Annotated in this window: 15 protein-coding genes; 1 reads left to right on the top strand and 14 read right to left on the bottom strand. The window is 56.6% G+C overall.

Annotated features, from left to right (window positions below):
- Nucleotides 1–19: 19 nt before the first annotated feature.
- From ET34_RS0108490 to flhD, 11 genes are all read right to left on the bottom strand, one after another.
- Nucleotides 20–985 carry a Csu type fimbrial protein gene (locus tag ET34_RS0108490; RefSeq protein ID WP_031521159.1) on the bottom strand — a complete coding sequence of 322 codons (966 nt, stop codon included), beginning with the start codon at nucleotides 983–985 and terminating at the stop codon, nucleotides 20–22.
- A complete protein-coding gene (locus ET34_RS0108485; RefSeq protein ID WP_051640503.1) occupies nucleotides 985–3,378 on the bottom strand; it encodes a fimbria/pilus outer membrane usher protein in 2,394 nt (797 codons plus the stop codon). Before ET34_RS0108485 ends, ET34_RS0108490 begins: the two co-directional genes overlap by 1 nt.
- Nucleotides 3,354–4,106 (bottom strand): fimbrial biogenesis chaperone, encoded by a 753-nt coding sequence (locus ET34_RS0108480; protein ID WP_031521155.1) that lies wholly within the window; start codon nucleotides 4,104–4,106, stop codon nucleotides 3,354–3,356. The genes ET34_RS0108485 and ET34_RS0108480 overlap by 25 nt, the downstream gene beginning before the upstream one ends.
- Before the next feature lie 15 nt (nucleotides 4,107–4,121).
- Complete coding sequence (locus tag ET34_RS0108475; RefSeq protein WP_051640502.1) at nucleotides 4,122–4,625, bottom strand: Csu type fimbrial protein; 504 nt, start codon at nucleotides 4,623–4,625, stop codon at nucleotides 4,122–4,124.
- A 72-nt stretch (nucleotides 4,626–4,697) separates the two neighbouring features.
- Complete coding sequence (locus tag ET34_RS0108470) at nucleotides 4,698–5,264, bottom strand: spore coat protein U domain-containing protein (protein ID WP_031521151.1); 567 nt, start codon at nucleotides 5,262–5,264, stop codon at nucleotides 4,698–4,700.
- A gap of 355 nt (nucleotides 5,265–5,619) precedes the next feature.
- Nucleotides 5,620–6,123 (bottom strand): chemotaxis protein CheW, encoded by a 504-nt coding sequence (cheW, locus tag ET34_RS0108465; protein WP_024549656.1) that lies wholly within the window; start codon nucleotides 6,121–6,123, stop codon nucleotides 5,620–5,622.
- Nucleotides 6,124–6,147: 24 nt separating this feature from the next.
- On the bottom strand, nucleotides 6,148–8,139 hold the full coding sequence (gene cheA / locus ET34_RS0108460) for a chemotaxis protein CheA (RefSeq protein WP_031521149.1): 1,992 nt from the start codon (nucleotides 8,137–8,139) through the stop codon (nucleotides 6,148–6,150).
- A 10-nt stretch (nucleotides 8,140–8,149) separates the two neighbouring features.
- Complete coding sequence (motB, locus tag ET34_RS0108455; RefSeq protein WP_031521147.1) at nucleotides 8,150–9,082, bottom strand: flagellar motor protein MotB; 933 nt, start codon at nucleotides 9,080–9,082, stop codon at nucleotides 8,150–8,152.
- A complete protein-coding gene (gene motA / locus ET34_RS0108450; RefSeq protein WP_031521145.1) occupies nucleotides 9,079–9,966 on the bottom strand; it encodes a flagellar motor stator protein MotA in 888 nt (295 codons plus the stop codon). The genes motB and motA overlap by 4 nt, the downstream gene beginning before the upstream one ends.
- 127 nt (nucleotides 9,967–10,093) lie before the next feature.
- Nucleotides 10,094–10,672 carry a flagellar transcriptional regulator FlhC gene (flhC, locus tag ET34_RS0108445; protein WP_031521143.1) on the bottom strand — a complete coding sequence of 193 codons (579 nt, stop codon included), beginning with the start codon at nucleotides 10,670–10,672 and terminating at the stop codon, nucleotides 10,094–10,096.
- A gap of 3 nt (nucleotides 10,673–10,675) precedes the next feature.
- On the bottom strand, nucleotides 10,676–11,026 hold the full coding sequence (gene flhD, locus ET34_RS0108440; protein ID WP_031521141.1) for a flagellar transcriptional regulator FlhD: 351 nt from the start codon (nucleotides 11,024–11,026) through the stop codon (nucleotides 10,676–10,678).
- An 817-nt stretch (nucleotides 11,027–11,843) separates the two neighbouring features.
- Here flhD and uspC point away from each other — a divergent pair.
- Nucleotides 11,844–12,263, top strand: coding sequence for a universal stress protein UspC (uspC, locus tag ET34_RS0108435; RefSeq protein WP_031521140.1), 420 nt, complete (start codon nucleotides 11,844–11,846; stop codon nucleotides 12,261–12,263).
- A gap of 49 nt (nucleotides 12,264–12,312) precedes the next feature.
- Here uspC and otsA read toward each other — a convergent pair whose 3' ends face one another.
- From otsA to araH, 3 genes are all read right to left on the bottom strand, one after another.
- Nucleotides 12,313–13,737, bottom strand: a complete 1,425-nt coding sequence (gene otsA, locus ET34_RS0108430) for an alpha,alpha-trehalose-phosphate synthase (RefSeq protein WP_031521138.1) — start codon at nucleotides 13,735–13,737, stop codon at nucleotides 12,313–12,315.
- Nucleotides 13,712–14,518: a trehalose-phosphatase gene (otsB, locus tag ET34_RS0108425; RefSeq protein WP_031521136.1), complete on the bottom strand. Its 807-nt coding sequence runs from the start codon at nucleotides 14,516–14,518 to the stop codon at nucleotides 13,712–13,714. The genes otsA and otsB overlap by 26 nt, the downstream gene beginning before the upstream one ends.
- Nucleotides 14,519–14,734: 216 nt before the next feature.
- On the bottom strand, nucleotides 14,735–15,721 hold the full coding sequence (gene araH / locus ET34_RS0108420) for an L-arabinose ABC transporter permease AraH (protein ID WP_031521134.1): 987 nt from the start codon (nucleotides 15,719–15,721) through the stop codon (nucleotides 14,735–14,737).
- Nucleotides 15,722–15,725: the final 4 nt, after the last annotated feature.

Here is a 15,725-nt window from a genome sequence, read left to right as displayed (position 1 = left end):
GGGCGCCGCAGAAAGCACCTCAGAAGGCGACATCGACCACCAGAGTATCGGTGTAGGTTCCGCCTGGCGGCGTGGTTTGTGTGGGCAATACCCGGGCGGTGTAGTTATAGGTGCGGCTGAGCTGGTCAGTACTGATTGATGACGAGGCGGTGCTGGCCCAGCGTTCCGTACCGCTGATGCCCCAGCGGGTGTTGGTATTGCCCTTATAAACCTCGTAGCTCAGACGGTTTGCCGGCGTGGTGGTTGAGGCCATATTGCGCACGTTGCCGTTGGCATACAGCCCGTTGTTCAGCCCCACGGTGTAGGCACTGCCTTTGGTGCAGGTGATGACGATATTCTGGGTCACTGCGGCAAAGTTCTGCACCAGCGGTGCGCTGCCGAAGCTTACCGCCGGGGCGTTGATGGTGGAGCAGTCGTTGGTGACGATCACATTCAGCGTCATGCTAAAGGTCGGGCTACCGGTCTGGGCGGATAGACAGACCGCTATCCCGGTTTCGCAGATGCTGTAGTCGAGACGGAAGTTGAGCGTCGCCTGGTAGGTGCCGGCGCTGATGTTTTGCCCGGCAACGGTGCGAAAGTAGAACGGCAGCGCGTAGCGTTTGCCCGACAACAGGCCCAGCAGCTGGTTGCCGCTCCAGGTATAACTTCCGGCTGTAGCAATCTCCCCGGGCGCAGCGCAGTTGGCCTGGCTGCACACCACGAAAGGAATGCTGTCGGTGTTGGCGGTATTGCGCAGGGTGCCGCGGGTTCCCACCGGGTTAGTCGAACTGACATAGGTCAGGCGAATAAAATCGTTGGTAAGCAGCGTCAGCACAGCAGTACAGTCAAGGTTAAAGGTGGCGCTGGTGTCCAGTACCGTGCTGTTAATAACAAATGACGTACGGGTACCGAACGAGGCGGTGGAAGGCGGCGTCAGCGTACAGACGGCCTGCGCCGTCTGGCACAGGCCCACCAGCAGTAACAGTGCCCAGAGTAAACGGCGCATTAGCGTGACTCCTCTTTACAGATAACCGGCCCGTAGGTACGCAGCTGATGGCCGGTATCACTGGCCGCAGCAAAGGTGACGTTGCAGCGTCGCCCGTCCGGGGTCGTGACCGTGAGATGGTTAACGTCGCTGATATTTTCCAGCCAGGCGATGCCGTCATAGCCGACGATGGCCGACGGCAGCATCGGGCGGATCACCTGGCTCGATACTGGCAGCGGCTCGCCGTTCTCATCATGCAGAATGACGCTGGCGACCCGCTCCTGATCCATCGGGAATTCGATCACGTAGCCGCTGCCGCGTTTGATGGCGATACGGCGCTCGGTGTCTTTGATGCGGGTGTCCGCTGGCAGATTAAGGGTGTTAATGCTGTAGTTCGCCGGGTAGTAAGAGGTCACGCTACTCACCAGCAGATAGCCATCTTCATCGGTCTGCCCTGCCGGCTGGTTTTCGAAATTCACCGTGACGTCCGGCTGACCGTTGGTGCTGACCACCGCAAAGGCATCGTTGATCTGGTTGGCAGCGAATACCGATTTATCCATCACCACCAGCGCACCGCTGGCCTGACCCCAGCGCGTATAGCTGCCGCTCTCACCATAGATACCGCCCTGCAGCTCAATATCATTATTGCGCCAGCCCAGCGAGGCTTGCTGATAGTCGTCGTTACGACTCTGGTTGGCATAGGCCAGATCCCAGCTAAAGCCGCCGTCGCTCGGCATGGCGTGATTGTAGTTAACCCGGGTACTGGTGCCGGTATCACGCGAGTTGTCCACGCTCAGCGCAACGCTGTCGAGGCTGCCGAACGGGATCTGCAGCGACATTGCCACGGTCCAGCCCTCTTTATCCGGGTCGTGACTGGCGGCCACGTAAAAGCTGCTGTCCCAGAAGTTTTTACTCCAGGAGAGGTTGAGCAGCCGGGTCTTTTCATCATCGAAGCTGCGCACGTCAATGTACGCCGCGCCGAGGTTGCCGTAGCGCCCCATATTCAGGCTAAAGGTGTATTGGTCCGAGGTGCGGCTGAGGGTGGAGATGGGCTGGCGATTAATATCGTAAACCGGCTGCAGATCGTAGAGCGCCAGGTTGCCGAAGCGGCGATCGCGCAGGGTGTGTTGGGTGCTGATATTGAACCACGAGCCGTTGTACTGATAGCCCCAGTTGACCTGCTGGCCCTGCTCGCCGCGCATCCGGCTCTGGCTGATGGCACCGTTAACCACCCCAAACTGGCCGAGACGAAACATCGAGCCGACGCCCCCCAGCGCAAGGGATTCAGCGCCTTCGGTATGGGCTTCGGCGGTCCACCAGTCAGTGACCCCGTAGCGCAGCGACCCGCTGCCCGCCGCCGGGCCATAGTCGAAATCCTTGATGCCGTAGTTGCGGCGCAGTGCGCCGAGGGTAAACGCCCCGTCGGACAAGCCCTGTTTTAACAGGTCGCTGGCAACGTAGAACGGCAGCGTGGTGGAGACCTGCCGCCCCTGCGCATCGGTGGTGACCAGCACCGCATTCCCCGAACCGTTCACGTAGGGCAGATTGGTCAGGGTGAACGGGCCGGGCTGGAGATCGGTTGAGCCGGAGCGGTAGCCGTTGATGAACACGTCCACAGTGCTCGGCACCGCCGCTTCGCCGGAGAACGCCGGCAGCGGATAGGTGATCAGATCCGGGCGCAGCGAGAAGTCGCGCCCCCAGGAGAGCCCGCCCATACGCACGCTGCTGCTCCAGCTCAGCGAGTCGCTGATCACGTCCCCCACTGACCAGCTGACGGTGTCTCGCTCATCGGTGGCGGTGAAAGTGGTGTCGTAGCGGCGATAACCGTTGGCCTGACTGGTGTAGCCCCGGAACGTCTGCCGGGCGATACCGGTGCTGGAGAGCGTGCCGACATCGCTGAAAAAGCGCAGCTCGTGCCAGAGTGAGGCCTGGCTGCCGCTGTTTTGCGTATCGTTGGTATAGAAGTCGTAGTTGAGCAGCGCCCCGGTGCTGTTACGAGGCGTAACCGCCTCCTGATCCTGCCCGAGCGTAATATCCCGCGCCGGCAGCCAGTGGTTGGGTACGGTGAGCAGCAGTCGCTGGCGGGTGCTGTCGTAATCGGTCTGTACCTCCGGCAGGCGCGAGACGTTGACCTCCCCGCCTGCCGGCAGGTGCTCGGCGGGGATACCGGCGCGTTTCAGATCGTCAATCGCCACATAAAAATCGCCCTCGCGGCGGGTAGCCTGCACCAGTTGCCCGGTATCGTAGTGGTTGACCACCAGCCCGAGATGGTACGTGGCGCGGGCGTTGATCGCACGCACATCCGGCGGTGGCGGCAGCGCATCATCCCCGTTCGCCGCCTGCGCGGCAGGAGGCGCCGTGGCGATAACCGTCGCGACCGACAGCGTGGTCAGGGCGCAGGCGCGGTTTGCCATTTTGCATCATGCGCATTGATGGAAGCGGAGAGCTGGTTGGGGCTCGGCGTACCGGCAGGCAGCGGGAAGTTACGCACACTGTGGGGCAGCACATACCCCAGCAGACCCTGCGCCATCTCCCGCCGCTGGCCGCCCTGGGTGACGGTCACCTTGCTGAGCCGCACATGTACATCGCCCCGGTTAGTGACCTGAACCGCACGCTGGCCGCCATCGTTGACCACGCGCCAGCTGAGATCGCCGGGGTTAACAAACGCGTGGTGCGCCCCGGTACGCTGGGTCGCCATCCCCTGGCCGTAGACGAACAGCGGAATGGAGTAACGCATCTGGAGTTTCAGGCCGATTTTCGGGTCGCGGGCGGCGTCAGGCTGTGGGATTTCATCGACAACGATGCGGTAAGCCTGCTCAATGCCGGCCGGAACGGTGCTCTGTTTAATCAGGCGAATAAGCTGTTTACTGCCCCCTTCGACCCGGACAATCGGCGGGCTGGCGACCACATCCTGCTGCTGCTCGTAGCGTTCATTGCCATTCTCCTGCCGCCAGCGAACGATGCGCACCTGCATGGTTGTGGCCTGGTTGCCCTGATTCTGTAACCAGAGTTCAGCGGCTTTATCTTCCGGGGCAAAATAGGGGTCGATAGGCCAGATTAACAGGTTGCTGGCGGCACCAGCCTGCCCGGCGATGAGCAAGCCGCTCAGCAAGGCGCATGCGGATAACCCACGTGGTGTCATGTCACTTCTCCCTGATTACCATGACAATGTCACGGTAAGTTGATCGGTATAATTTCCTGCCGGGCTGAACCCGGTTAACTGCGCCGCGCCAAAGATGGGCAGCGTAATGTTATTGCTGTTGGTGTAACTCAGTGAGACCGCCTGATTGACGCCGATCTCGGTATTGGCAGCCAGCGAACTGCTGGTATAGAGCCGGTACGGAACCGCCTGGGTGCCGCCGTTGCGCAGCATACGCCGTACCGTGGTGTAATTCTGACCGCCGTTGATGCTCATACTCAGCGCCACGCCTGGCGTACAGGCCAGCGACAGCGAGGTATTGGGAATAAAGCTGGTCGTCACCCGGCTGCCGTCCACCCCACTGCGGGTGCCGAAGTTCAGGGTGCCGTATACCCCGCCGGTACCGCTGGTGACGGAGCAGCCGGGTGTGATGGTGGCACTCACCTGAAAATTCTGCGTGGTGATGCCGAACGCGGCTGCGCTGCTCAGCAGCAGCGTTCCCAGAATCGCGTAGCGGCACATTTCGGGCAAAACGCTCCCCTCGACAGCCCCGAAGGGCTGCCTGTCGATTGACGGTTACCACCTGAAGAGTGATTAGTAGGTTACGCTGACGTTGATGGTGTCGTTGTATGTGCCCGGCACCACAGTCACGCTGTTACCGCCGCCGGTGATACGGCCATAGATGGTGTAGCTGTCAACGCCGCCCGCGGTGGACGCCGCCGGAATTGAGGTGTTGTTGGCAATCACGTTGTTGAACGCGCTGTCGCTGTAGAGGCTGTAGGCCACGCCCTGCGCCGCGTTAGTGGTGTTGATCATGTAGCGTGCCGGGGTGCCCGGAGTACCGACCACCGTGCCCGGCGCGGTGTTGGTGCTGCCGGTGATCTGGACGGTGTAGTCGGTCGTCGTACACTGAATGGTGAAGGTGTTACCGCCGTTGGCACCGGTCAACTGCGTGGTCAGGGTGCTGAAGGTAGCAGCCTGGGTACCAAAGTTCAGGGTACCGAAGTTAATACCGTTCTGACTGGGCGAGCCGTTGATCAGGCAACCGTTAGTCAATGTCAGCGACGCCGTAATCGTCCCGCTGCTGGTCACCGCATGGCTCACTGAAGTAGCGAGCAACAAGCTGCTGGCGCTAAGCGCAAGTAAAAGGCGTGAGTTCATCATACTTACCTCGTGTTGACGATGCCGCCGGCATCCCTGGTTTCGATTAGCCTTCAGAATGTTTCTGGATGTGCCAGATGTTAAAGGTTGTTAAAAAAAATTTAGATTAGGCAGGCCAAAATCACCATCAAAACAAGCGCAGCTCAGCACAGAGGCGTATAACGAAGAAAAACTATTTATAACAAAGGGTTAATGAGGAAAAATGAGTGCAAAAGAGGTCAAAAAAGAGGATATATTCATTAGTCCATGATCGCAGTCACATTTAATGAAAGTGGTTACTGCAACAAAAAAAGCGGAGAGTTTAGCGGTACTTAAAGAAGCGGTGCGATACCTTAATGTATCGCACCGTAAATAGTTACGCGACGTGCGCAGCGGCGGTGTCGATCAGGGCCATCTCTTCGCTGTTGAGCAGCTTCTCGATGTGGACCAGGATCAGCATCCGCTCGCCTACCGCACCGAGGCCGGTGAGATATTCGGTAGAGAGGGTCACCGCGAACTCCGGCGCCGGGCGGATCTGATCGGCATTCAGCGACAGCACGTCAGACACGCCGTCAACCACGATACCCACCACGCGCTGGCCGAGGTTCAGCACGATCACCACGGTATTGTCGTTATACTCGACGTCCTGCTGATTGAACTTCACGCGCAGGTCGACGATAGGCACGATAACACCGCGCAGGTTGGTCACCCCTTTAATAAACTCCGGGGTGTTAGCGATGCGGGTCACCTGGTCGTAACCACGGATTTCCTGCACTTTTAAAATATCGATACCGTACTCTTCATCCCCGAGGGTGAAGACCAGGAATTCCTGGCCTGACGGCTCGCCGGCCAGTTTTGTCACGTTGCTCATACCGGTCATGTGTTTACCTTCTTAATCTCAAAATCAGGCGGCAGCGCCCGCCACACGTTGTTCACGGTTCAAACCCTGCAGGGCAGAAATATCGACGATCAGCGCCACGCTACCGTCACCCAGAATGGTGGCAGCAGAGATGCCAGGCACCTTGCGATAGTTGCTCTCCAGGTTTTTCACCACCACCTGGTGCTGACCAATCAGCTGGTCCACCAGCAGCGCGTAACGACGTCCCGCGCTTTGCAGAATCACCACGATGCCCTGGGTCGCTTCGGTTTTCGCACCCTGAACATTAAATACTTTCCACAGCTCGACCAGCGGCAGGTACTCACCGCGGACTTCCAGCACGCGCTCGCCTCCGGCCAGCGGATGCAGATCGTCCTCCAGCGGCTGGAGCGATTCCATTACCGCGTTAAGCGGCAGGATGAAGACTTCGTTGTTCACTTTCACTGACATGCCGTCGAGGATGGCGAGGGTCAGCGGCAGCAGAATACGGATGGTCGTGCCCGCGCCCTGCTTAGACTGGATCTCAACGTGTCCACCCATCTCCTGGATGTTACGTTTCACCACGTCCATGCCCACGCCACGGCCGGAGACATCGGTCACCTGCTCAGCGGTGGAGAAGCCCGGGGCGAAGATCAGCATGCCCACTTCTTCGTCGGTCATGTTTTCGCTCACCGCCATGCCCTGGGACATCGCCTTCGCCAGAATGCGCTCGCGGTTCAGCCCTGCGCCGTCGTCGGTGACTTCAATGCAGATGTTCCCGCCCTGGTGTTCAGCGGCCAGGATGAGGTTACCCACCGGGGATTTACCCGCGGCTTCGCGTTTTTCCGGCGACTCAATGCCGTGGTCGAGGCTGTTACGCACCAGGTGCGTTAACGGGTCGATAATACGTTCTATCAGGCTCTTATCGAGTTCGGTAGAGCTGCCCTGCAGGGTCAGTTCGACCTGTTTGCCGAGTTTACCGGCCAGATCGCGCACCAGACGCGGGAAGCGGCTGAAGACGTATTCCATCGGCATCATACGGATGGACATCACCGATTCCTGCAGATCGCGGGCGTTACGTTGTAACTGACTCATGCTGGTGATCAGGTCGCCGTGGGTGACCGGGTCCAGCTCATTAGAGCGCTGGGCCAGCATCGACTGGGTAATCACCAGTTCGCCGACCAGGTTAATCAGCTGGTCAACCTTCTCTACCGCGACGCGGATACTGGTGGATTCGCTGGCGCGCGCGGCCGGTTTGTTTTCACGTTCGGCGCGTGGGGCTGCGCCCTCCGTCGGCACCGCTTTAAGCGCCGGGGCCGCTGCCGGAGCAGGAGCCGGTGTTTCCACTGCGGCAGGGGTTGCGGCTTCCGCCGGAGCCGGTTCAAAGGCAATCTGATCCGGTTCGATGACGAAGCACAGCACCGCCGTGATGTCGTCTTCGCTGATACCGCCAATGGTCGCACTCAGGGTGTCGCTGCCCTTCTCGATCTGCGTCAGGGTGCCGAGGTTGCCAAGCTCCTCCAGCAGCACGTCCACTTCCCCCGCCTTGAGCTTGCTCAGGGTGACGCGCAGTTTGCTGTCAGCGCCCGCCGGTGCGGCATCGGCCACCACCGTCAGCTGAGCGGCATGTGCCGCAGCAGCCGGGGCTTCACCTTTCGCTTCCAGCGCAAGTTGACGCAGCGCCTGGCAGATATACTCGAAGCTGGCCTGATCCGGCTGCTCTGAGCTTTTATAGGCGTCGAGCTGTTCTTGCATAATATCTTTGGTTTCCAAAAACAGGTTGATGATATCGGTGTTCAGTTGCATCTCACCGCGGCGCGCTTCATCAAGCAGGTTTTCCATTAAGTGCGTGGTTTCCTGCAAAATGGTGAACCCGAAGGTTCCGGCGCCACCCTTGATGGAGTGTGCGGCGCGAAAAATTGCATTGAGCTGTTCGGAATCAGGTGCTTCCGGCACAAGATCCAGCAGGTGCTGCTCCATATCCGCTAACAGTTCGTCAGCTTCGTCAAAAAATGTCTGATAAAAATCGCTGATATCCATGCTCACGGTATCACCTCGTACCTGGTTGTTGCTGTGTCGGTTCTGTTACCGGGGGCACGGCTCCCGGTTGTTCAATGGCGCTCAGTGACTGGTTTTCGCTTTCTGCGTTTTCGTGCACGATTGCCTCTTCGGACTTCTTGTTCAGTACCAGCAGACTGATACGGCGGTTAAGCGCTGCATCAGCCCCCTGATCCGCCAGGCGCATGGTGGCAGCCATCCCGACAACGCGCAGTACTTTGCCGTCATCAAGGCCGCCGACCACCAGCTCGCGGCGCGAGGCGTTGGCGCGGTCCGCTGAAAGTTCCCAGTTGCTGTAGCCGCGCTCACCGCCTGCATACGGCAGGTCATCGGTGTGCCCGGACAGGCTGATTTTGTTCTGAATGCCGTTCAGTACCGGGGCGATAGCGCGCAAAATGTCGCGCATGTAGGGCTCTACTTCCGCACTGCCGGTTTTAAACATCGGTCGGTTCTGGCTGTCGATAATCTGAATACGCAGCCCTTCCTGCACCAGGTCAATCTTCAGGTGCGGGCGCAGTGCACGCAGTTTCGGGTCGGCTTCAATCAGCTGATCCAGGTCGCCGCGCAGCTTGCGCAGGCGGGTGTCATCCATGCGCTTTTTCAGCTCGTCGATGTTGGGCTGCTTTTTCACTTCGCCCTGCTGCTGCGTGACGTCATCCCCACCGCCCGGAATCGGACTCTCACTGTCGGCAATACGCTGACCACCGGTGATGGCCTGGGCAAGCGGCGTGCGGAAGTAGTCCGCAATCTGCGTCAGCTCCTTCGGACTGGCGATGGAGATAAGCCACATCACCAGAAAGAAGGCCATCATTGCTGTCATAAAGTCAGCGTACGCAATCTTCCAGGAGCCATGTCCGCCGCCGCCGCCGTGACCTTTATGTTTGCGCCGTTTTACGACGACAATGGGTCTGCTTTGATGCTTCATGCGTCCTCTGTCACCTGCTGTTGGTTAGGCGATCTCACGGCGCGCACGTGCTCTTCCAGCTCGATGAAGGAAGGACGTTCGCTGGAGTAAAGCGTTTTACGACCGAACTCAACCGCGATTGGCGGCGCGTAACCATTGAGGCTGGAGAGCAGCGTCACTTTCACGCACTGCATCATCTTGGTGGTTTCGGCGCTTTTCAGGCGCAGTACGCTGGCCAACGGTGAAATAAAACCATACGCCAGCAGAATACCGAGGAAGGTTCCCACCATCGCGTGAGCGATCAGCGCCCCCAGCTCTGCTGCCGGACGGTCCGCCGAGGCAAGGGCGTGAACTACCCCCATCACCGCCGCCACGATACCGAATGCCGGCAGGGAATCCCCGACCATCGCCAGGCTGTTCGCCGGCACTTCACATTCGCTTTCATGGGTTTCGATTTCTTCATCCATTAATGCTTCAATTTCAAAGGTATTCATATTTCCGCTAATAATCAGACGGAGATAATCAACGATGAATTCGAGCATTACGGTGTCAGCGAGAATACGCGGATAGCTGGCGAATATTTCGCTTTCTTTTGGATTTTCAATATCACGTTCGAGGGAAAACATTCCCTGCTGACGAGATTTAGCCATCAGGCGATACAGCAGCGCCATCAGGTCCATATACATACTTTTGGTATACTTGGAACGGCGAAATAACAGCGGCAGCGCCTTAAGCGTGGCTTTAATAGCCTTGCCGTTGTTACCCACAATAAAAGCACCAATACCCGCGCCGCCGATAATGACTAATTCCGCCGGTTGATAAAGTGCCCCAAGGTGTCCGCCGGTCATCATATAACCGCCGAATACTGTTCCGATTACGACCAGATAACCTATTAAAATCAGCACGACATCATCCTTACGCTGTTGAATACATTGAGGAGTTGCAGGTGACGCCCGTTTATGGGGTTCGTTGGGGTAAAAAAAAGCAGCGGTAATTGCTTACCGCTGCTGGAGTGTTCACCACACCGAACTGTTAAACGGCCTTTTCGACCTGTTCATCCAGCAGTTGTGGATTAATATCGGCACCTTCCCGGGAAAGTTTACGTCTTTTTACCGCGCGGGAAGGAGGCTGGCACAAACTGCAGGCGAAGCTGCCGGCAGGCTGATGCGCGTGGGTAATGAAATTGCCGTTACAGGAGTTGCAACGGGACAGCTCAAGCATGCCGCTCTCGACAAAACGCACCAGCGTCCAGGCGCGGGTAAGCGCCAGGAGCGGCCCGTTCTCCTGCTCGGGGCACTGCTCAAGGTACAAACGGTAGGCTTTGATAACCGCATCAACACCGGTACATAAACCAGTGCGCAGCAGGTACTGCCAGGCGTTACAGAACATGGAAGCGTGGATATTTTGCTCCCAGGTCATAAACCAGTCAGTGGAGAAAGGAAGCATGCCTTTCGGCGGAGGGCTCCCACGCAGTTCTTTGTAAAGCTTAATTAAGCGTCCGCGGCTTAACTGAGTTTCACTTTCGAGCATTTGTAAACGCGCACCCAGCGTGATTAATTCCATTGCCAGCTGGATGTCGCGAGCTTCCTGAACAATACTCTTCTCGCCCATGGCTTAAGCCCTTTTCTTCCTGACCACATCTTCTGTGGATGACGATTCATTAAGCAAACGCGTAGATAATAAAATCCCGGTATGAATTTGCTGTAAATCGTCTACGCGAGATTCCTGCGTTAAACGCGTGATAGTCTGATTGTCGCTGAAACGAAACTGACAAATAAGCTGATTGGTTTCTGCCAATTTAACCATCTGAGGTAACGTTAATTCACCGAGCGTGGCTGCCATATCATCTGTGATCCCCAGACGAAACATAGCTGACGCTTTATCCTGACTAATCAGACGCTGAGCGAGTAATAAATATGACAGGTTGATGTCATAAATATGCTTCAGCAACTCGGAGGCGTGCATTTTTCCCATCCCGAATAACCAACTTTTATTTTATGCGGTGTCAACCGCACCCCGTGATGTCGCCGGGTAATACCCGGTAAAAAAGAAAAACAATCGTTAAGGCCAAATGCATCGGTGAACTTTGCGTTGCTTACGAGAGAAGTCGTTTTCGACGCGATGTCCGTTCCCTGTCACTATGTTCACTCGTCGTTCATCATTTTCTTACAAAAATCTAAGACTTTTCCTAATTCGAGCAAACTGTACTCGTCAGCCCTGGCACATACAACGTGATTATGAATGAATTTTAGAAATTATGTGATCTATATCACACTTTTTCACCAAATAACGCAAGCAAACCATCAGCGAGACTGTTCATTTGCTCAATTTATGTACGAATTACACCCTTTACTATTCCTGAACGACGAATAGCCATTCAGTGAAACACTCTTTAACCACTTCGCACAGAGCCAACCGGCCTGCAAGCGGCACCAGCTCTGGGTTTGTGACAATTTGATGCAATCTTTGTTACCGTATAACTACTAAAATCAGTAGGTTAAGTTACCTCTTTTTTTGAGCTATCACGCTCCGTTATGATGAGGTCGATGTTAATTGATTACCTGAAGTAGTTAACATTTTCGTGCAAAGTTGTGTAAATCCTTATGAATAAATTTGCGCTTCGATTGTTAAAAGCGGATGGACTATTTCTTTCCATAAGAATAATTAATGATTTTTTATGAAATCACTCACAGTTTGCCCTTCCCTCCCTCTTGCACACGGATTTAACAGGGTGTATGACCGGATAACTCCCCTTAAGAGTAAGGGTTTAAAAGGAGGTAATGTGAGCTATCAACATGTGCTGGTGGCGGTTGCCGTCACCCCGGAGAGTCATCGTCTGGTCGCCAAAGCCGTTTCCGTCGTTAAACCCACCGGCGGGCGGATCTCGCTGCTGACGCTGGCCGCCGATCCAGAGCTTTACAACCAGCTGGGGGCACCGATGCTGGATAACCTGCGCGGGTTAATGCAGGAAGAGACGCAGCTGTTTCTGGATGAGCTGACGACACAGGCGGGGTATCCAGTATGGAAAACCACCATCGCCAGCGGGGAGCTTAGCGAACATATTCTGGCGGCCTGCGAGGAGCATGGCGTGGATCTGGTGGTGTGCGGGAACCATAACCAGACGTTATTCAATAAAGTGACCTGCTCAGCGCGACGCGTGGTATCCGCCAGCCGGGTCGATGTGCTGCTGGTCCCCCTCTGAAAACAAAACAGGCTCACCTCCGTGAGCCTGTTTTCTGTCAGCCGTTATCTCAGGCCAGTTTCGGGAAGGTCGCCACATTTTTTTGTAGCGTACTCTCTTCGCTACGTGGCGTTACCCCCTTTAGATCTTTGATAAACGTCCTCTGCCAGTGATCGATATCATTATCACGAATAATATCCAGCATCTCGCTGTGACGGGAGATACGTTCTGCCAGCGGCATGGTCAGCGCGCGATGCAGCGCGTTCGCCACGTCGTCGCGATCGTAGGGGTTCACCAGCAGCGCGGAGGTGAGTTCATTGGCAGCCCCGGCAAAGCGCGACAGCACCAGCACACCCGGATTTTCAGGGTCCTGGGCGGCGACATACTCTTTGGCTACCAGGTTCATCCCGTCACGCAGCGGCGTCACCAGCCCGACGTCAGCATGACGGAACACTTTCATCAGCAGCTTGCGGTCAAAGTGCTGGTTTAAGTAGTAGAGCGGGGTCCAGCCAAGCTGGCCGTATTTCCCGTTGATGCGCCCTGCTTCGGTCTCCAGCTGGTGACGAATGTCCTGATAGGCCTGCACGTCGCCACGCGAGGTTGGCGCAATCTGGGTATAGCGGATCTGACCGTGGTGCTCCGGATACTTCTCCAGCAGTGCTTCAAACGCCAGGAAGCGTTCCGGCAGGCCTTTGGAGTAGTCCAGACGCTCCACCGAGAAGATATTCTTCACGCTGCCCAGCTCGTTTTTAAGCTGCGCCAGCTTGGGCGGTAGTGGGCCGGCGGCCTGTTCGGCGATTTCGTTCGGCTCGATACCGATAGGATAGACTTCGGTCTGGAACTCTTTCCCCCAGGCGGTATGGTTTTTACTGCCGCGGGTAAAGACGCGAGTCTGTAGCGCCAGGCTGTCAAGGAACGCCAGACGGTCGTTCTCGGTCTGGAAGCCCAGCAGATCGTAATCGCACAGCGCTTCAAGCAGCTCGGTGTGCGGCGGCAGCGCATTGAAGATTTCCGGGGTCGGGAACGGAATGTGCAGGAAGAAGCCGATACGATTATTGATGCCGCGTTTACGCAGCTCGCTGGCGAAGGGCAGCAGATGATAATCGTGGATCCACAGCACGTCGTCCTCTTCAATCAGCGGTTGCAGCTTATCCGCCAGCAACGCATTCACGCGCTGGTAGCCATCCCATGCATCACGCTGATAGTTCACCAGATCGAGGCGATAGTGGAATGCCGGCCACAGTACCGCGTTGGAGAACTGGTTGTAATACTGCTCATGGTCTTCTTCACTGAGATTGAATGAAGCCCAGGTAATGTTGCCTTTGCTGACTTTTTTAAGCGGGGCATCCTCATTGCCGATTTCACCGCTCCAGCCAAACCAGAGTCCACCTGTGGCTTTCAGCGCCCCCAGTATTCCTACCGCCAGCCCACCGGCGCTACTCTTTTTATCATCTGGCGGGGCAATACGATTAGATACTACGACTAAGCGACTCATAGCCTTCTCTCCTTTCGGTGATGTGCTTTTTTTCTTGTTCTTGCTGCAAGGTTAATTTTTCAAGCCAGAGATGAACCTCTCTGACGGACTGCAGACGCCACTGTGCAATGGTATCCCCTTTCCCGACTTTAATCGTGACGCCGCCCCTCTGGTTCACAACCTCAAAACCGGCTTCATCGGTCAGGTCGTCGCCCACGAAAACAGGCTGACGTCCGGCAAAAGGCGCTTCATCCATAAATGCCGCAATGGCGGCGCCTTTGCTGATACCTTTTGGTTTGATCTCCACCACGCACTTGCCCGGTTGCAGCGCCAGCAAGGTATTGTGGCGCACGTAGGTGCGCGCAAGCTCGAGGATGCGGGTTTCGAATTCAGGGGCCTGACGGTAGTGCAGCGCAAAGGCCATGCCTTTGGATTCCAGTTCGCTGCCGGGCATTAAGGCCATTTCGCGCTCAAGGTCGCGCTGCAGGGTCGCCACCAGCTCTGCCGGAAGCGTTACCAGGTGGGTATTTTCACTGATATCACGGCGCTCGGCCCCGTGTACGCCAGCCAGCGGGAAACGGAACGGTAGCGAGAGATTATCCAGCTCTTTCATCGAGCGCCCTGAGATCAGTGCCAGTGCCCCGTCGTTAAGTTCCGACAGGCGCTTGAGCATAGCGCGAACCTCAGGCGGGATAGAAACTTGATCGGGATGCGGTTTGATTTCCGCCAGGGTGCCATCCAGGTCAAAAAAGAAGGCGAGATTGCCGGTTAATAGAGGCGGTACGGGTAAATCTTCAGCCACCAGGTTCTCCTCCTTTCAGGTTGAGGGATAACCAAACGGTTACCCCGTATTATCATTAGCCATGTAAGTATAGACAGTGTCTGAGAGCTCGCTATGAGAATTATCTGTGCCGCGAGCCATGACAGTAGCGGGAAAAATATAAAAATAGCGTAAAAAAAGAGGCCAGGCGCGGAGGCCTGACCCATAACCGGAGCGAATAGATAACGCAGAAAAAAATTAAACGGTACGCTTCGCTTTCTGCTTGTAGCGGTCAAATATTACCGCTGCGAGCAGAATCAAACCGCGCACTACGTACTGCGAGAACGGGGAGATATTCAGCAGGTTCATGGCATTCTCAACCGTACCCAGAATCAGGATCCCGGCCATGACATAAGAGATTTTACCGATGCCGCCTTTCAGAGAAACCCCACCCAGCACGCAGGCCGAGATGACGATCAGTTCATAGCCGATGGAAGTCATCGGCTGTCCGCTGGTCATGCGCGACGCGAGGATAATCCCTGCGGCAGCAGACACCAGGCCTGAGAGCACGAAGATGATGATTTTGGTGCGTACCACCGGCACCCCCGCCAGCCGCGCCGCCTCTTCGTTGCCACCAATCGCCAGCGTGTTGCGTCCGAAGGTGGTTTTATTTAACAGGAAACCAAAGATGATCAGGCAGCCGACGGTGAGCCAGATGGGTGCCGGCAGCCCCAGCCAGTTAGCGTAGCCGAGGGTGAAGAAGCGCTCATCTTCAATGCCCACAGCTTTACCGTCGGAGATGATGTAGGCCAGACCGCGCACGATCTGCATCGTCGCCAGGGTAGTGATCAGGGCATTGATTTTCAGCTTTGCGATGACAAAGCCGTTGACCAGACCGCTCAGTACCCCAAGCATCAGCCCGGCAAACACACCCAGCCACAGGCTTTCCGTCAGGTTGATGGCCACCGCCGCCGTTACCCCGGCACAGGCAATCACCGAGGCCACCGACAGATCGAAATCACCCGAGGCGAGGCAGAACAGCATGCCGCAGGCCACCATCCCCGACATTGAGATAGCAAGCCCGAGGCCTTTCATATTGACGAAGGTGGCGAAGTTAGGGACAAAAATCGCGCAGGCGAGAAACAGCACCGCGAACACCACCAGCATGCCGTACTGATCCCAGATACGGCCAAAGGTAAACGGCGACTTAGACTTCGGTGCGCCGGATGTAGTGAGTGAAGACATAACC

This window comes from Siccibacter colletis (assembly GCF_000696575.1).
GTDB classification, from domain to species: Bacteria; Pseudomonadota; Gammaproteobacteria; order Enterobacterales; family Enterobacteriaceae; genus Siccibacter; species Siccibacter colletis.
This window is presented reverse-complemented; position numbering and strand designations above follow the sequence as displayed.